Raw genomic sequence first — 16,973 nt, forward strand, 5'->3', positions numbered from 1 at the left:
CCTGTTATTATAGGACTTTTAAAATGTAAAAAAGTTTTATGAGTTTGAAAGATAAAGTGATTTTTATGACAGGCGGAAGTCGAGGCATAGGTCTGTCTATCGCATTAAAAGCAGCAGCCGATGGAGCGAAAATTGCGATTGCGGCAAAAACAGCTGATCCACATCCTAAACTACCTGGAACAATATTTACTGCAGTCGAAGAAATTGAAGCAGCAGGAGGGCATGGACTACCGATTCAATGTGATATCAGAGATGAGCATAATGTACATGAATCAGTAAAGAAAGCTGTAGATCATTTTGGTGGAATAGATATCTGCATTAATAACGCATCTGCAATAAGCCTTACACCTACGTTAGATACTGATATGAAAAGATACGACTTAATGCATAACATTAATGGTAGAGGTACATTCCTCACAAGTAAGGCATGCATACCACACCTTTTAAAATCAGATAATCCACACATTTTGAATATTTCACCGCCTTTAGATATGAATCCAATGTGGTTCCAGGGTCATGTTGCCTACACAATGGCTAAATATAATATGAGTCTATGTGTTTTAGGAATGGCAGCTGAATATAAAGGACAAATTGGAGTAAATGCTCTTTGGCCAAGAACAGCTATTAAGACAGCAGCAGTAAAAAATGTTTTAGGTGGAGATGAAATGATGAAAAAGTCTAGGGACCCACAGATAATGGCTGATGCTGCACATATAATTCTAAATAAAGACAAAGATAAATTTTCTGGCAATTTTGTTTTAGATGATTCTTTACTAGCAGAACATGGTGAAACAGACTTTAGTAAATATGCTGATTATCCATTCGCAGAGCTTATACCAGATTTTTTCGTACCCGAAGATGCTTATCCAGTTCCTCAGGTAGTAAAAGATAGTTGAAAAAAGACTTAAAAGAAGCAATCAGTTGGTTAGAAAAAATTCTAGGCAACCATTCATTTCAGATTAGCCCACTAAGACAAGAAGCAAGTGAGAGAAGTTATTTCAGAATAACTTTAAAAAACGATAGCTATGTTTTAATGAATAATTTCGGCTCCAAAGAAAACGCAGCGAATTTTATTAAAATACAAAAAATATTAAAAGATGAAAAAGTAAATGTTCCAGATATTTTTGGTTTTTCAGATGAATTGGATTACTTACTTCTTGAAGATTTAGGCGACATTACACTCGATGAATATGATGAATTATCTGAGGAAGATTTTTTGAATATTGCTTCAGTTGAATTAGAAAAAATACGATCAATTCCAAACTTCTCTATTGAGGAAAATATATCACCTGAAATACATCATTCTCAGACTGAGGAATTCTTAAATTTTTTTTACGATAAAAAAATAGACATATCTTCAGAAGAAAAATTATTAATTGAAGAATTAAGAAATTCAATTTCATCAAAGCTAGCAGAACAAGCCATTGTGCCAACTCATTTTGATTATGAAAGAAGGAACATGATTTTTTATAACGACAAAATTCATATCATTGATTTCCAAGATCTTAAATCTGGTCCGATAAGCATCGATGCTGCGTCTTTAATTTTTGAACATAAATTTAATTATTCTGAAGAATTAGTAAACAGATTTTCTAAGAGATTAATTGGTGACGATTTACAAACAGAAATTTATGTTGCGCTTGCTCATCGTTCAATGAGGATCATTGGAACATTTAACAGATACTTCAAAGAGGGTAAGCTTTTGAATCGTCAAAAAGATATAAGCCTCTTTGTCGACAGGCTTTTATTAGCTTTAAGATACTTAAATGAAAAAGATACGTTAAAGGTTGTTGAGAAATTAATATGAAAGCAATGATTCTCGCTGCAGGCTTTGGTAAAAGACTTGGACGTTTAACACAAAATATACCTAAACCTCTTATTCAAGTGAAAGGAAAAGCTTTGATTGACTATCATTTAGAAAAACTTATCAAATCAGGTTTTGAGACGGTGGTAATAAACCTTCACTATCTAGGCGAACAAATAGAAGAACATATAACTTCTAATTTCTCTGGAAAAATAAAAATTATATTTAGTCATGAGAAAGAAATTTTAGGCACTTGTGGTGGTATTTCAAATGCAATCAATCATTTTGGAAATGATGACTTCCTAGTATTAAATGCTGATATTTTTAGTGACATTGATTATGTGTATTTTAAAAAATTTAAAGCGCCAACAATTTTTGCAGTTAAGAATGATAAAAATGGAGATTTTTCAATTGAAAATGAAAAAGTTATTGTTCATGGTGAAAAGAATTTCACTTGGACAGGATTTAGCATAATCAATTCCTCTTTTTTTCAAGGAATGGAAACAAAATACTCACACTATTGGGAAGACTTAATGATGCATCTAGCCGCGGAGGGGAAAGTCGTTGCAGATATTCCAAATATAAATTGGTATGATGTTGGTATTAAGGATACCCTTGATTTTTTAAACAGTGAATAAGGTAATTGCTCCCTCTATTTTATCAGCAGACTTTGCTCGGCTAGGAGATGAGGTGAATGCAGTTTTAGATTCTGGCGCAGATTGGATACATTTTGATGTGATGGATAATCATTATGTGCCTAACCTTACAATCGGCCCAATGGTTTGTAAGTCTTTAAGAGATTTTGGAATAAAAGATTTTATCGATGTACATCTTATGGTGGAGCCAGTTGACGATTTAGTAAAAAAATTCGCTAAAGCTGGTGCTGATCTAATTTCATTTCACCCTGAAGCAAGTAATCATGTCGACAGAACTCTTGGAAAGATTAAAGATGCAGGCTGTCAGTCTGGTTTGGTTTTAAATCCAGCTAGCCCCTTGTCATTAATAGAGGATCTTTTAGAAGAAGTTGACTTAATTCTACTTATGTCGGTAAATCCAGGTTTTGGTGGACAAAAATTCATATCAAGGACTCTCCCAAAAATTAAAAAGCTTAGATCCTTGATCGATCAATCTGGCAAAGATATAAGGCTTGAGGTTGATGGAGGTATAAATGAGCAAAATATAAAAGAAATTTCTGACGCCGGCGCAGATACATTTGTAATGGGATCTGCAATTTTTAATTCTGATGATTATAAAAAAACAATTTCTACTGTTCGTAACCTTATTTCTTAACTTTTTACTACTTGCAGAAAAAATCAAGATAAATAATTCTGTATTAGAGGTCGTAATAGCTGATACCAAGCAATCTAGAAATCAAGGTCTAATGTTTATCGACTCTTTAGATAAAAATATGGGCATGTTTTTTGTATGGCCCGAGACTTCAAAAAAATGTATGTGGATGAGAAATACAAAAATTCCTTTATCAGTTGCTTTTATTGATGAAAATTATCTTATTAGAGAGATTAAAGAATTAAAGCCATTGAATCTAGATTCTGTTTGCTCAAGATCAGAGTCAATAAAATTTGCTTTGGAAGTGAATCAGGGATGGTTTGTTGAAAAAAATATTAAGATTTTTAACAAAATAATTGTTGAATAGTTAAATATATCTACTTAATGTTGTCATTGATTTAGCAGTGATTTTCATCAAACCTTTAACTACTGTAGGAAGCTCTTCTCCCCCATGATCTTTAGCTTCTTTGCCGTGTTCCTCCTCTTCATCAATCATTTTTTTGAGAATTTCACGACTTTTTGTATCACTTGGAGACATTTCATCAAGATGTCCTTCTAAGTGTTTAACAACTTGTTTTTCTGTTTCTTCTATAAAGCCCAGACTTTTTTCATCCCCAAAAAAGGCTGCTATCGATCCCAGTGTAAAAGAACCTGCGTAATAAAATGGGTCTAATAATGACTTTCTGCCTCCAAGTTCTTTCAATCTTTTATCACACCATTTTAAATGTCTAAATTCTTCTTCACCTGCTTTAAGGAGATGTTTTTTTACTTTCTTTGATTTAGCAAAAAATGCTTGTCCCCTATAAAGTGCTTGAGCAGCAACCTCACCTGAAGCATTGACCCTCATAAGTGAAATGGAGTGTCTCTTTTCATCTTCCGAAAGGGATTCATCTGGCTTTCCCTCTTCTTTATGATTCATAATTTTTAAAAAATGATTGAATTCGCCAGCAATTTTTTCTTCAAGACTCATAAATATCACCTATATCTTTTCTATAAACCATATTATTAAATTTTATATTCTTTATGTTTGTATAAATAGTTTTTTTACAAGCTTCTAAGTCTGGAGCTTTTGCATTGAGGCTAAAAACTCTTCCACCACTCGTGAGCAGTTCTCCATTCTCTTTTTTTGTACCTGCATGAAAAAGTTTCACTTCATTCAAATCTAAAATTTCTATATGCTGATCTTTTTTATAGCTTTCAGGATATCCACCTGATGCAATTACGACACCCATTGAGCTTTCTTTGCTCCATGAAATATTTTCCAGATTATCTGAAAGTGCATCCAATAGTACTTCAAGTATGTCAGATTCTAATTGAAGCATTAAACACTGTGTTTCTGGGTCACCCAATCTACAATTATATTCAAGAACTTTAGGCTGATTATCCTTAACCATGAGGCCAAAATACATAAAACCATAAAAATCTATTTTCGCCTTTCTCAATCCATGTGCAGTCGGTTCAACAACTTGTTCATTTATATTTTTTAAAAGCTCACTATTCATAAATGGCGATGGACTCATACAACCCATTCCACCAGTATTTGGCCCACTATTACCATCTAAAAGTGGTTTGTAATCTACACTTGTTTCAAAAGGGTAAAATCCTTTAGGTGTCATTATTCCCATATAGCTTAGCTCTGTACCAAACAAACACTCTTCGATTAACACTTCATTACCAGCATCACCAAACTTATTTTTTTCCATAACATCTTCAATCCATTGCATTGCCTCACCTAATTCTTTTGCAACTAAAACTCCTTTACCTGCAGCAAGGCCATCAGCTTTAAGAACAATTGGAAATTCGACTGTCTGAAGATAATTTTTGGCTAATTTTGATTCAGAAAAGAAATTAGCAGCACCCGTAGGAATATTATTTTCAAACATAAATTTTTTTGAAAATATTTTTGAACCCTCAAGCTGGGCGCCCTCTTTTGTGGGGCCAAATACTTTTACTCCTGAATCTTTGAAATAGTCATTGATGCCGTTTACAAGTGGATCTTCAGGTCCTACTACTATTAATTCAATTTTTTCACTATTAACAAGTTCTTCTAATGCAGAAAAATTATTTACGTTTATGCTTTTGTTAAAGCATTTTGCTTCATTAGCTGTTCCACCATTTCCAGGAGCAACAAAAATTTTGCTAACTTGTTTGGATTTAGATAATTTCCATGCCAATGCATGTTCTCTACCACCTTGACCTACAACTAAAACATTCATCTAATGCTTAAAGTGCCTATAGCCTGTCATAGTCATTGAAATACCATGTTCATCAGCTGCTGCAATTACTTCATCATCTTTTACCGAACCGCCAGGCTGAATGATATGTTTTACTCCTTCATTTGCAGCTATATCAATATTATCCCTAAAAGGAAAAAATGCATCAGAAGCTAAAACGCAATTCTTCACATCGAGTTTCTCTTCCTTAGCTTTCATAAATGCAATTTTGGTACTGATTACTCTACTCATTTGACCTGCGCCAATACCTAAAGTCATCTCGTTTTTAGCAATTACAATAGCGTTGGATTTTACATGTTTAGCAACTTTCATTGCGAATAATAAATCATTGATATCATTACTATCGGGTTTTGCTTTTGTATTTGACTCTAATTTAATTTTCTCAAAATTAAGATTGTCATCGGTTTGCTCTAAATAAACTCCTGAATTGTACTTGTAGCTTTCGGTTAAATGTTTAAATTTATCGCCCTTTAACACTCTTATATTCTCTTTCTTTTTAAGAAGATTAATTGCTTCTTGATCAAAATCTGGGGCAATTAGTACTTCTACAAATTGATTAGCCATGATTGATGATATTACTTTACTATTTACCTTTTGGTTTAACGCAATTACTCCTCCAAATGCCGAAGTAGGATCTGTTGAAAAAGCCTTTTTATAGGCATTCTCTAAGTCCTTATCTGATGCTACACCACATGGATTTGTATGTTTAACAATACATACTGAAGGTTTTTCAAATTCATTTACACAATTCCATGCTGCCATTGCATCCGCCACATTATTGTAAGAAATTTGTTTTCCTTGAAGTGGGTTTAAAAAGTCGATTGGTGAAGTAGTTTCGACCTTTAGTTTTGCAGTTTGATGTGGATTTTCGCCATATCTTAAATTTATTTCTTTGGTATCTTTTAACCAACTTGCAACATCTGAGTCATAAAGATTTGTTTTATTAAAAATATTTGATGCTAGCTTCCTTGATTGCAACTCACTCATTCCATCTAGGCTAATTTCACTGTAATCAGTTGGGTCTCCTACTGCAACAGTATATTTATAGTTTTTGGCGGCAGCTCTCAACATTGCTGGACCACCTATATCAATTTTTTCTATTATTTCATCATTGGATGAACCCTTTCGTACCTCTTCTTTAAAGGGATAAAGATTTACAACAACAAGATCTATTTTCTTAGCACCCATTTTCTTTAATTCTTCAGAGTCTTTCTCACCTCTTGCTAAAATACCAGCATGAATTTTAGGATGTAGAGTTTTTACTCTCCCATCAAATATTTCAGAAAAACCTGTGTAATCTTCAACCTCAGTTACTTTAATATTATTTTCTTTAAGATATTTTGATGTACCTCCAGAGGAGATTATTTCTATATTGTTATCAAAGAGTTTTTGAGCAAGCTCAAGTATTCCACTTTTATCATAAACACTTATTAGAGCTGTCTTTATTTTTATCACTACAACAAACCGTATTTGGCAAGTTTTTTTCTTAGAGTACCTCTATTAAGACCTAAAATTTTACTAGCTTCTGATTGATTGCCTCTACACTTCTTCATAACCACCTCTAGAAGTGGCGGCTCAATCTGGCTTAGAGTTAAATCGTAAAGTTCTATTGGGCTTTCTCCATCAAGATTTCGGTAGTATCTTTTTATGGCCCTTTTAACTTCACCTCTTAAACTTCTTTTGTCAGTGTTAAACTTGCTGGACATCAAAATGATATAATTTCGGTTCTCTATGAGAACCGCGTCAATATTCCTCAAAAAAAAGATGAGTAATGATATTGCTCATTTTTTAGACAATAGTCAAATACATTACTTAAAAAAAGTAATGAAAATTAAACATGACGAAAAGTTTTATACTTTTGATGGAAATGGATTAAGAGCGTTATGTAAACTGACTTCTGATTCAAAGTTAAAAGTTTTAGAAATAAATCAAGAAAAAAGAAAATACCATTGCAGTATGATAATTCCTTTATTAAAGAAAGCGAGATTTGAATATGCCCTTCAAAAATGTGTGGAGCTAGGCATTAAAAATGTGATTACATATATCTCTTATAAAGCTAGAGATAAATATGATTTTTCAAAAGAGCTCACTAGGCTTGATAGGTATAAGGAAATTATAAAATCAGCATTTCTTCAGTCTGAAAACTATTATTTACCTGATATAGAAATATCAGAATTTCTTTTCGATATTAATTTTGATAATTTTAAAAATCCTATTTTCTTAGATCAGAATGTAAGTTCAAATTTAAATGGAGATGAGGATGTTGATGCAATTGTTGTAGGCGGTGAATTTGGTTATCACGAAAAAGAAATTGAATTTTTAGAAAAACAAAAAAATATAAGAAGTTTTAGTATAAGTTCTAATATACTAAGAGTTGAGACTGCGCCTGTTGTTGCTCTTGCTAAATTAAATTAATAAATGAAAGTAGCCTTTATAATCAATGATTTTAACTCAATGAATCTTGAGAAAGATACATCAATTTTTCTTATGAATGAGGCTTATAACAGGGGATATGAAGTTTTTTCCTTTGGCGTTAATGAGGTTACGTATAAATCTAATAATCTCTACGCTGAATGTGAAAAAGTAAATTTTCCTGATCCAAGTTTACTTTCATTCACAAAAGAAAATGCTGATTTACAAAATCTTAAGGACTTTGATTATGTGATTAATAGAGTAACGCCTCCTTTTAATAAAGAATACCTTTATCTAACTCAGCTTTTAGATCTTGCAAAGATAAAATGTATTAACCCAACACAAGCTTTAAGAGAGGAAAATGAAAAGTTGGTCATTTTGAATTTTCCAGAACTTACACCAGTTACAAAAGTTACAAATTCTCTTGATGAAATAAAAAATATGTTTGATGAAGGATGCAAAAAAATTGTTATAAAACCATTAGATGGAATGGGTGGCAAATCTATCTTCACTTTGAACGAGTCTGACAAAAATATAAATGTAATTTGGGAGACAGTAACTCAAAACGGAAGAAAACATGTAATGCTTCAAGAGTATGTTGACGAGGCTAAAGAAGGAGATACAAGAATTGTCTTTATTAATTATGAAATGCTTAATAAAAAAGTTGTGAGAGTTCCATCAACTGATGATTTTAGAGGTAATTTAGCAGCTGGAGCTAAATATAAAGTCGAAGATACAACAGAGTTTGATAAAAAAATTGCTAAACAAATTATTCCCTTTTTAAAAAAGAGAAATATTTATTTTGCTGGTGCAGATTTTCTTGGAGAAAAGCTCTCTGAAATTAATATTACCTCTCCAACATGCTTACAAGAAATTCATAAAAATACTGATTTAAATCCCAGCAAGTTTTTCTGGGACAACATCGGAAATGAATAAAAATTACAATATGCTTCTTTGTTTTGATTTTGGTGTTAAGAAAATAGGAATTTGTTTTGGAGAAACAATAGCAGGAAGCTCCACACCTTTGCCAGTAATTAAAAATAATTCCGAGTCGATGAAAAAAATCAAATCATATGTTGATGAATGGGATCCAGATGCATTTTTAATTGGGTGTCCTTCAAAACCATCTGAAGACTTTTTTAGACAACTTAATATTTTTAAGGAAAATCTAAAAAATGAATTTAAATTAGAAGTAATCGAAAGCAATGAAGATTTTACAAGCCAAATAATTTCATCAGAATTTAAAAATAAAGAATACGATTCATTATCAGCACAAAAAATATTCGAAAGTTGGGTAAATACTAAAAATGAGTAAATCTATTCCAAGAGAGTTTATAGATAAACTAATTGAGATGTCCGATATAGTTGGAATAATTGGAACGTACGTTGATTTACGCCAATCATCTGGACAATACAGAAGTAAATGTCCTTTTCATGATGGCGACAATATAACTACATTTTCTGTCAGTCCTCAAAAGGGGATATATCATTGTTTTAAGTGTAATGAAGGAGGAAATGTAATAAGTTTCCTAATGAAATACCTTTCACTGGATTTTATTGAAGCAGTTGAAAAACTAGCAGAAATAAATCATGTTGAAATTCCAAGAACAGCAACTAAGCAAGGTCCTGATAATAGTAAATTTTTTGAAATAAATAAGTTAGTTGCAAATGAATATTTTTCTTATCTGAAGAATGAACCTGCATCAGTAGAATACCTAAAAAGACGAGGTCTTACTGGTGAGACTGCAAAAGATTTTTTAATTGGTTTTGCTCCTAAAGTGCAATCGCAATTAATAGAAAAGCTTAGAGAAAAGTTTGATGATGAATTGCTGATAAAAAGTGGCTCTTTTGGCAAAGGAGAAAATGGGTTATATCCATTTTTAAGAAATAGAATAACCTTTCCAATTTTTAATACTAAGGAGAATGTCATTGGATTTGGTGGAAGATCAATAGATGAACAGATGCCAAAGTACCTTAATTCTAAAGAAAGTAATTTTTTTCAAAAGAAAAGAGAACTTTATGGCTTCAACAAAGCTAGGCAAGATAAAGAATTAGATTTTTTCCTGGTGACAGAGGGGTATATGGATGTAATCATGCTAAATCAAAATGGAGTGAATAATGCTGTTGCTTCTTTAGGCACTGCCTTTACTTTGTATCATCTTGAAAATCTTTTTAAGTTTAAGAACAAGATAATTTTTTGTTTTGATTCGGATGAGGCTGGTCTTAAAGCGGCGTGGAGATCGCTTAATCAATGCATTAATAAAATTTACGCTGACAGAACCATTAGGTTTCTTTTTTTACCAGCCGGCGAGGATCCAGATTCTTTTATATTGAAAAATGGTAAAGAGGAATTTTTAAAAAAAGCTGCAAATGCTTTGGTGTTGGAGAATTTCGTATTTCAATATTTAAAAAGAGGGAAAAATTTAGAATCACCAGAAGATATAAGGCTAATTTCACATGAGTTGCAAAATTTAACAAAGAATATAGAAGCAGATATATTGAAAGAGACTCTGGTAAATAAAATTTCTAAAGAATTGGGAGTAAGTAAAGAAGCTCTAGTTGCACTAAAGAAAAGTGCCCCTAAAGCAAATGCTCAACTAGTAGAGGAACCTTCTAGAGCTAAAACTGATAAATCATTTCTATTGTTCATTTACATCTACTCAAATTTTAAAGATTTAATTACAGAAAAAGGGGCGCTTAATTTTGTAATTAATTCTAAAGAAGAAGTTTTGGCTGCTGTAAAAAAAGTTATTAATTCAATTTCAGATGGTAGCACTGAGCATACTGAATTAGCACTTTATACTGAAGCGGAGATGTTAAATCTCAAATTAAGTGAAGATGATGCATTGCAAGAATTTCAAAGAGTTTCTGATGAAATTCAACTTAAATATGATAAAAATTTCCTTAATGAGATGAAAAAACTGGCAAAAGATAAAAAATTAAGCTTTGAAAGGAAAGAAAATCTGCAAAAAACTTTAAATTTGAGTGATAATATCTCAACTCAGGAAGAGGAGCTGATTAAACTCTTAAATGACTATGCTTGAAAATAGTTAATTTAGAGGTATATAAAGAATAATGTCTGAAAAAATTAATCCAGAAGAGAAAAATGCAGCAAATGATATAGCTCAACTTATTCAGTTGGGCCGTGATCAAGGTTTCTTAACTCATGCAGATATAAATGATACTTTGCCTGAGGGCTCAACAGACGAAGATAATTTCCCAGAAATTCTTCAAGCACTTAAAGATATGGGGATTAAAGTTTTTGAAGAGACTCCTGATGAAGATGAGTTAATGCTTGGTGAAGACGAGGATACCGATGACCTAGCTGCAGAAGATGCAGTTGCAGCTCTTTCTCAAACAGAAATTGAATCAGGAAGAACAACCGATCCTGTACGAATGTATATGAGAGAAATGGGAAGTGTCGATCTTTTGACTAAAACAGGTGAAATAGATATAGCAAAGAGAATAGAAAAAGCTATGAAGGAAGTTCTTTCATTATGTGCTGAGTATCCTTTATGTATTGAATATATCCTAGATTTTTATGGAAGGATTAAGAATGAAGAAAAGAAAACACAAGATTTGATTTCTGGTTTTATGCTAGATGAACCCGAAGATGAAATAGTTGAAGAGGAGTTTAATGAACAAAATGAGGAAAATGAGGAGATTGAAGACGATGAGAATGAAGAATCTTCAGCTATATCTTTTGAAGAGTGCACAGAAGTTATTAAAAAAATAAAAAGAAACTACAACATTTATGTTAAATCTTTAAACAATGCCAAACTTGATCCAAAAGCTCAAAAAGCACTAGATAAACTAAAAGAAGAATTCCAAAAAATTAAGTTTAATTCCAAAGTTTTCGATACTCTTGTTTTAATTCCTGCTGAGAGGAAAGCACAAGTAGGCGCTTTTGAGAAAGAACTAAAAAAAATGCTGGTTAAAAACGTGGGCCTTCCAAATAAAGAAGCAAGAAGTTTAATTGATGAAAATCTTATTAATATACGACTTCTGACTAAACTATCTAAAGATAAAAAATTGAAGAAAAAGATTGAAGTTATAAAACCTACATTTATTAGGATTCAGAAAGATCTTATCAAAATTGATGAAAATAACTTAATGCCTGTAACCCAAATTTTGTCTCTGAATAAAAGAATTAACAAAGCATATAGAGGCTTATTAAGAGCCAAAAAAGAAATGATAGAGGCGAATTTAAGGTTAGTAATTTCGATAGCAAAAAAATATACAAATAGAGGACTACAGTTTCTAGACCTTATTCAAGAGGGCAATATTGGTCTCATGAAAGCAGTTGATAAGTTTGAATACAGAAGAGGATATAAATTTTCAACTTATGCTACTTGGTGGATAAGACAAGCGATAACTAGATCAATTGCTGACCAAGCCAGAACAATTAGAATTCCAGTCCACATGATTGAAACGATTAATAAGCTAAATAGACTCTCCAGACAAATGATGCAAGAAATTGGAAGAGAGCCCACTCCTGAAGAGATGTCAAAGAGATTAGATATTCCGGAAGATAAAATGAGAAAAGTAATGAAAATTGCAAAAGAGCCGATTTCAATGGAAACACCAATCGGTGATGATGAAGATTCAAATCTTGGTGATTTTCTTGAAGATAGTTCAATCAATTCGCCTATAGATGATGCATCAATAAGAGGTCTTAAAGATGCTACCGATGAAATATTGGGTTCATTAACTGCAAGAGAAGCTAAAGTCCTAAGAATGAGATTTGGTATTGGAATGAATAATGATCACACTCTTGAAGAGGTTGGAAAACAATTTGATGTGACAAGAGAAAGAATAAGACAAATCGAAGCTAAAGCACTTAGAAAACTACGTCATCCATCTCGTTCTGATGTGTTAAAAAGTTTCTTGCATGAATAAAACTTTAAGATACTATTAAATCTAACGTTTAACTCAAATAAAGCATTGTGGAATTCATAATTGAGAATTTTTATCTAATTATTGCGTCAGCATTAATTTTTGGTTTCTTTATGGCCTATGGTATTGGGGCAAATGATGTGGCGAATGCCATGGGTACTTCTGTTGGAAGTAGAGCTCTAACTCTCACACAAGCTTTGGTAATAGCAGCTATTTTTGAATTCCTTGGTGCATATTTAGCTGGAGCTGAAGTTACAACCACAATTAAAGAAAATATCGTATCTCCTAGTAACTTTGATGCAAATCCCTCGATATTCGTTTTAGGTATGCTTTCTAGTCTGCTAGCAGCAGGAGCATGGTTATTAATAGCAACAGTTTTTGGATTACCTGTCTCAACAACACATGCAATAATTGGGGCAATTGCAGGTTTTTCAGTATTTTATTTAGGCTGGTCATCAGTCAGCTGGGGATACATTGGGAGCATTACAATATCGTGGCTTATCACTCCTTTACTTGCAGCGTTATTATCTGGACTTCTTTATTACAGTGCAAAGAAACTAATTATTAAATCAGATACCCCAATTGAATCAGGAAGAAGATATATACCAATGTATGCTGGACTTGTAGGTTTCATAATATCTGCTATTACACTTAATAAGAGTTTAAAGAATACCGATGTCCCTGAATTAATAACAGCAACTTTCGGCGGATCTGATTTAATAGTCGTAAATATATTAATTTCGTTGTCTGTCGCTCTGGTCTGTTATGCGATTTCAAGATTAATTTTATCGCATTATATTTCCACTGCACCAAATCCAGATGTTGAAGGAAAGTTTGCAGTTCTAATGATTTTTACAGCTTGTTCAATTGCGTTTGCTCACGGTTCAAATGATGTGGCTAATGCTGTTGGCCCAATGGCTGCAGTTATTTCTACAATTGAAAACTTAGGTTCTATTGAAGCAAGTTCAACTGTACCAGAATGGGTGCTTTTAACTGGAGCTATTGGTATTGTTTTAGGGATGCTGACATTAGGTTTTAGAGTTATTAGAACAGTCGGTGAGAAGATAACAAAACTGAAGCCAAGTAAAGGTTTTGCAGCAGAAATGTCTACAGCTATCGTAGTTCTTTTAGGAAGTATTTCTGGGATTCCTCTATCTACAACTCATACCCTAGTGGGTGCTGTTATAGGTATAGGTATATTTAGTAAAAATGAGGTCAATTATAGATCTGTTTTACAAATCTTAGGTTCATGGTTTATAACAATTCCTGGTGGTGCTGTTTTAGCGATAATGTTCTTTGTTATACTCAAAAATCTCTTTGGAGTTATGTAATGGATTTTGAATACTGGATAGAGTTAGTCAATAAAGTTGTAAATATTATTACAGGACCAGCAGTTATTTTTAGTGTCTGGTTTCTTGTAGCTCAAATAAGAACGCAGATTAAAGTGGGAAAAGCTGCCTCGAGACAATCTATTGCAGAAGCTCATCAAGAGGTAACTCTTGCAGGTCTAGATCCTCTTTTAATGAAAGCCAAAAAAAAATTAATTCAGAAAAAAGAGTTAGATATTGAAGAGGAAGTTGCTTTAAGAATTCATATGACAGCAATATTGAGAGCAAGAGAAAATCATTTTTATCAACACCAAATGGGAATGTTAGATATTGAAGAGTGGAAAACTATGAGAAAAGCATTAGGAACACTTTTTATTGATAATCAGTTAAATTTAGATATCTGGAATAAAAGTAAATCTACCTTTAATCCAGATTTTGTGAAAATAGTTGATGAAGAAATCCAAATGAGGAAAGATACATTTAAAAAATGACCAACAAAGAAGATAATTTGAAGTTTTTATCACAGTCTTTGAAGATGCATCAAAGGCCTTTCATTATTACCTCCACTACTGGTGAGGTACTTTGGCTTAATAACGCCAGTAAATATATTTTCTCACTAAAAGACAATGACAAACCAAATCTTTTGTTCATTGATGAGAAAGATTTAGAGAAGGCTCAGTTTGACTCAGAGATAGCCGATTCATTCGATGTATTTATGAAAATCAATCTTAGAGAGAAAGATTTTGTTATGAGAGTTTTATTGCATGTAATTCCTGTCGATGATCAAAAATATTTTTTGATTGAAATTGTTTCAAATTCAAAAGAAAACCTGTTTGCGTTAAAAACTGTCTTGTCTTGTTTAGAGCACGATAGAATTGGGATGAATTATCAAAAACAATACAGACTTACTGGTAATAAAGAGCTTACTGGGATAGAAGCTTTAATAAGATTCTATGACGAGAATAATAAAGTTATTCCAAATGATAAGGTCATACCATTCATTGAAGGTGAAAATGTTTTTTCATTGGTAGTTATATCTTCAATGGATATCGTGAAAGAGTATTTTGATGCCAGAAAAGAAAAAGGATTAGAGGATGTCACATTATTCTTTAATGTTTCAGCACATACAATTTTACATAAAGATTTTCTTGCGATATTTAAAGACTTTATTCAAAGACTAGACATTAAACCTGGTGATTTTGGAATAGAGGTCACTGAAACAGCTGAACTTAATAACCTATCAACAGCATCACTAAGGCTTTCCAGTATAAAAAATTTAGGTGTATCAATAGCACTTGATGATTTTGGTGCTGGATACTCAGCCTTAAGGTATCTTAAGGATCTGCCAGTTGATGTTCTTAAATTGGATAAAAGTTTCACATTTGAATTAGAGGAAACTCATAATCAAAGTCTAGTCCAAATAGCAAAATTAATGGCAGATTCACTATCTATGGAATTCATTTGTGAAGGACTAGAAGAGGAGTGGCAAGTAAAAAGGGCTATAAGCTTGGGATGTGAGATGGGACAGGGTTACTATCTTCATAAGCCATGTTCATTAGAAGACCTGAATAATGAGTGATAAAAAAGAGAGAATATTACTTACTCAAATAAAACAAGATTTCACTACACCTGTAGATGCTATTTCAGACTATATAAATCTAATTATTGATTCTAGCGATATATATGATGAAGAAATAAGTGATGAATTTGAAAACATCAAAAAATCAGCAAAAACACTTAGACTGAATTTTATAGATGCATTTAAAGAATATGCAGAACAAAAAAATAAATCCATAAAAAATGATGAAGAGGCCTCGGTTCTGAGACACGATTTACGAACGCCTTTAAATGGAATAATTGGCTACAGTGAAATTCTTATTGAAGATTATGAAGATGATATTAGCGATAATCATAAAGAAGATCTCGGCAATATCATAAATCTTGCAAAAGAGGTAGAGAATGCTATTTCTAATTTTGTAGATTTTTTAAAAGGAGGATCAAAGGTTGATTTATCTAAACAAGATAATGAAGGAAGTGCAGAGAGTCTCTTTAGTTCCTTAGGAAAAATTGAAGCAGAAATAAAAATTAATGATGAAATTAAAAAATCAAAAATTTTAATTGTTGACGATATCAAAACAAACTGTGATGTACTTCAAAGAAGGCTAGAATCTTCAGGATTTAAAACTGAGGTAGCGATGTCTGGTAAGGAAGCATTAGCAGCAGTTGATAAAAAAAATTATGACCTTGTACTTCTTGATGTTCTAATGCCAGAAATCAATGGATTAGAGGTTCTTATTAAGGCAAGAGAAAAATTTGATTTAGATAAACTTCCAATAATAATGGTTTCATCATTTGATGATGTCGAAAGTATTTCGAAGTGTTTGCAATTAGGCGCTAATGAGTATCTTCCAAAACCACTTAATTCAACAATACTGCTTGCTAAGGTTGCAGCTACCCTTGAAAGAAAAATGCTAAGAGAAAGAGAAAAAGAGCTTCTCTCAGAGCTACATCACCAAGCAATAACAGATGAGATGACAGGAATCCCAAATAGAAGGTTTGTATTTGAAGAGCTTGAGAAAAATTTTAATGAAATAAAAGATAAAAATAAGGAAAACTTTGCGGTTGTTATATTTGATATTGATCATTTTAAAAATGTAAACGATACCTATGGCCACGCGGCAGGAGATGAGATCATCAAAAAGGTATGTGATTTAGCAAAAGATAATATTGAAAGTCCAAGTATTTTTGGCAGAATTGGTGGTGAAGAGTTCTTGGCAATAATTTACAACAGTTCAATGAATTATTTGCATGATTTATGTGAAAAAATTCGTCAGGTGGTTGAGAAAGAAACAACTTTATTCGATAATCAAAAAATAAAGGTAACTATCAGTGGTGGTGGAGCCTTTACAAGTGAAAGCCTAAATATTTCTGATTTGGTGAATAAAGCCGATGAAAGGCTCTATCTTTCAAAGAAGAATGGGCGAAATAAATTTTACTTAAAAGAGGATTAAC

At 32.3% G+C, this 16,973-nt stretch carries 18 protein-coding genes; 14 read left to right on the forward strand and 4 right to left on the reverse strand.

Features of this window, described 5'->3' with window-relative positions:
* The first annotated feature begins 38 nt into the window (after positions 1-38).
* From M9B42_00360 to M9B42_00380, 5 genes are read left to right on the forward strand one after another with little or no spacing between them, the layout of a single operon-like run.
* Positions 39-896, forward strand: coding sequence for an NAD(P)-dependent oxidoreductase (locus M9B42_00360; GenBank protein ID URQ64313.1), 858 nt, complete (start codon positions 39-41; stop codon positions 894-896).
* Positions 893-1,807 (forward strand): phosphotransferase, encoded by a 915-nt coding sequence (locus M9B42_00365; GenBank protein ID URQ64314.1) that lies wholly within the window; start codon positions 893-895, stop codon positions 1,805-1,807. The genes M9B42_00360 and M9B42_00365 overlap by 4 nt, the downstream gene beginning before the upstream one ends.
* The gene (locus M9B42_00370) at positions 1,804-2,442 is read left to right on the forward strand and encodes a nucleotidyltransferase family protein (GenBank protein URQ64315.1); all 639 of its coding nucleotides are present in this window, start codon (positions 1,804-1,806) and stop codon (positions 2,440-2,442) included. Before M9B42_00365 ends, M9B42_00370 begins: the two co-directional genes overlap by 4 nt.
* On the forward strand, positions 2,435-3,094 hold the full coding sequence (rpe, locus tag M9B42_00375; protein ID URQ64316.1) for a ribulose-phosphate 3-epimerase: 660 nt from the start codon (positions 2,435-2,437) through the stop codon (positions 3,092-3,094). Before M9B42_00370 ends, rpe begins: the two co-directional genes overlap by 8 nt.
* Positions 3,048-3,458 carry a DUF192 domain-containing protein gene (locus M9B42_00380; GenBank protein URQ64317.1) on the forward strand — a complete coding sequence of 137 codons (411 nt, stop codon included), beginning with the start codon at positions 3,048-3,050 and terminating at the stop codon, positions 3,456-3,458. Before rpe ends, M9B42_00380 begins: the two co-directional genes overlap by 47 nt.
* On the opposite strand, the gene coq7 is transcribed toward M9B42_00380, so the two are convergent.
* Genes coq7 through fis form a run of 4 tightly spaced genes read right to left on the reverse strand, consistent with a single transcriptional unit; the run spans position 3,459 to position 7,031 of the window.
* Positions 3,459-4,061: a 2-polyprenyl-3-methyl-6-methoxy-1,4-benzoquinone monooxygenase gene (gene coq7, locus M9B42_00385; GenBank protein ID URQ64318.1), complete on the reverse strand. Its 603-nt coding sequence runs from the start codon at positions 4,059-4,061 to the stop codon at positions 3,459-3,461.
* The gene (gene purD, locus M9B42_00390; protein URQ64319.1) at positions 4,051-5,307 is read right to left on the reverse strand and encodes a phosphoribosylamine--glycine ligase; all 1,257 of its coding nucleotides are present in this window, start codon (positions 5,305-5,307) and stop codon (positions 4,051-4,053) included. The genes coq7 and purD overlap by 11 nt, the downstream gene beginning before the upstream one ends.
* Positions 5,308-6,777, reverse strand: a complete 1,470-nt coding sequence (purH, locus tag M9B42_00395; GenBank protein ID URQ64802.1) for a bifunctional phosphoribosylaminoimidazolecarboxamide formyltransferase/IMP cyclohydrolase — start codon at positions 6,775-6,777, stop codon at positions 5,308-5,310.
* 2 nt (positions 6,778-6,779) lie between these two features.
* Positions 6,780-7,031: a DNA-binding transcriptional regulator Fis gene (gene fis / locus M9B42_00400; GenBank protein ID URQ64320.1), complete on the reverse strand. Its 252-nt coding sequence runs from the start codon at positions 7,029-7,031 to the stop codon at positions 6,780-6,782.
* Positions 7,032-7,089: 58 nt separating this feature from the next.
* Between fis and M9B42_00405 the strand changes: the two genes are divergently transcribed.
* Genes M9B42_00405 through M9B42_00445 form a run of 9 tightly spaced genes read left to right on the forward strand, consistent with a single transcriptional unit; the run spans position 7,090 to position 16,972 of the window.
* Positions 7,090-7,740 (forward strand): 16S rRNA (uracil(1498)-N(3))-methyltransferase, encoded by a 651-nt coding sequence (locus M9B42_00405; protein URQ64321.1) that lies wholly within the window; start codon positions 7,090-7,092, stop codon positions 7,738-7,740.
* A 3-nt stretch (positions 7,741-7,743) separates the two neighbouring features.
* Positions 7,744-8,673, forward strand: coding sequence for a glutathione synthase (gene gshB, locus M9B42_00410; GenBank protein ID URQ64322.1), 930 nt, complete (start codon positions 7,744-7,746; stop codon positions 8,671-8,673).
* Complete coding sequence (gene ruvX, locus M9B42_00415) at positions 8,666-9,052, forward strand: Holliday junction resolvase RuvX (GenBank protein URQ64323.1); 387 nt, start codon at positions 8,666-8,668, stop codon at positions 9,050-9,052. Before gshB ends, ruvX begins: the two co-directional genes overlap by 8 nt.
* Positions 9,045-10,781 (forward strand): DNA primase, encoded by a 1,737-nt coding sequence (gene dnaG, locus M9B42_00420; protein URQ64324.1) that lies wholly within the window; start codon positions 9,045-9,047, stop codon positions 10,779-10,781. Before ruvX ends, dnaG begins: the two co-directional genes overlap by 8 nt.
* A 31-nt stretch (positions 10,782-10,812) precedes the next feature.
* A complete protein-coding gene (gene rpoD / locus M9B42_00425; protein ID URQ64325.1) occupies positions 10,813-12,636 on the forward strand; it encodes an RNA polymerase sigma factor RpoD in 1,824 nt (607 codons plus the stop codon).
* 47 nt (positions 12,637-12,683) lie between these two features.
* The gene (locus M9B42_00430) at positions 12,684-13,964 is read left to right on the forward strand and encodes an inorganic phosphate transporter (GenBank protein ID URQ64326.1); all 1,281 of its coding nucleotides are present in this window, start codon (positions 12,684-12,686) and stop codon (positions 13,962-13,964) included.
* Entirely contained in the window at positions 13,964-14,452 is a 489-nt protein-coding gene (locus tag M9B42_00435; GenBank protein ID URQ64327.1) for a hypothetical protein, read from the forward strand. The genes M9B42_00430 and M9B42_00435 overlap by 1 nt, the downstream gene beginning before the upstream one ends.
* Positions 14,449-15,540: an EAL domain-containing protein gene (locus M9B42_00440; GenBank protein URQ64328.1), complete on the forward strand. Its 1,092-nt coding sequence runs from the start codon at positions 14,449-14,451 to the stop codon at positions 15,538-15,540. Before M9B42_00435 ends, M9B42_00440 begins: the two co-directional genes overlap by 4 nt.
* Complete coding sequence (locus M9B42_00445) at positions 15,533-16,972, forward strand: diguanylate cyclase (protein ID URQ64329.1); 1,440 nt, start codon at positions 15,533-15,535, stop codon at positions 16,970-16,972. Before M9B42_00440 ends, M9B42_00445 begins: the two co-directional genes overlap by 8 nt.
* The last annotated feature ends 1 nt before the right edge of the window (position 16,973 follow it).

The organism is SAR86 cluster bacterium (assembly GCA_023703535.1).
Classification (GTDB): Bacteria; Pseudomonadota; Gammaproteobacteria; order Magnimaribacterales; family TMED112; genus TMED112.

What these genes read in the sequence shown, in the direction of transcription:
- coq7 (URQ64318.1), bottom strand. Translation starts at nt 4,061, where the DNA reads ATGAGTCTTGAAGAAAAAATTGCTGGCGAATTCAATCATTTTTTAAAA.
- gshB (URQ64322.1), top strand. Translation starts at nt 7,744, where the DNA reads ATGAAAGTAGCCTTTATAATCAATGATTTTAACTCAATGAATCTTGAG.
- M9B42_00360 (URQ64313.1), top strand. Translation starts at nt 39, where the DNA reads ATGAGTTTGAAAGATAAAGTGATTTTTATGACAGGCGGAAGTCGAGGC.
- M9B42_00370 (URQ64315.1), top strand. Translation starts at nt 1,804, where the DNA reads ATGAAAGCAATGATTCTCGCTGCAGGCTTTGGTAAAAGACTTGGACGT.
- rpoD (URQ64325.1), top strand. Translation starts at nt 10,813, where the DNA reads ATGTCTGAAAAAATTAATCCAGAAGAGAAAAATGCAGCAAATGATATA.
- M9B42_00435 (URQ64327.1), top strand. Translation starts at nt 13,964, where the DNA reads ATGGATTTTGAATACTGGATAGAGTTAGTCAATAAAGTTGTAAATATT.
- purD (URQ64319.1), bottom strand. Translation starts at nt 5,307, where the DNA reads ATGAATGTTTTAGTTGTAGGTCAAGGTGGTAGAGAACATGCATTGGCA.
- ruvX (URQ64323.1), top strand. Translation starts at nt 8,666, where the DNA reads ATGAATAAAAATTACAATATGCTTCTTTGTTTTGATTTTGGTGTTAAG.
- M9B42_00380 (URQ64317.1), top strand. Translation starts at nt 3,048, where the DNA reads ATGATTATAAAAAAACAATTTCTACTGTTCGTAACCTTATTTCTTAAC.
- dnaG (URQ64324.1), top strand. Translation starts at nt 9,045, where the DNA reads ATGAGTAAATCTATTCCAAGAGAGTTTATAGATAAACTAATTGAGATG.
- M9B42_00445 (URQ64329.1), top strand. Translation starts at nt 15,533, where the DNA reads ATGAGTGATAAAAAAGAGAGAATATTACTTACTCAAATAAAACAAGAT.
- M9B42_00440 (URQ64328.1), top strand. Translation starts at nt 14,449, where the DNA reads ATGACCAACAAAGAAGATAATTTGAAGTTTTTATCACAGTCTTTGAAG.
- M9B42_00405 (URQ64321.1), top strand. Translation starts at nt 7,090, where the DNA reads ATGAGTAATGATATTGCTCATTTTTTAGACAATAGTCAAATACATTAC.
- fis (URQ64320.1), bottom strand. Translation starts at nt 7,031, where the DNA reads ATGTCCAGCAAGTTTAACACTGACAAAAGAAGTTTAAGAGGTGAAGTT.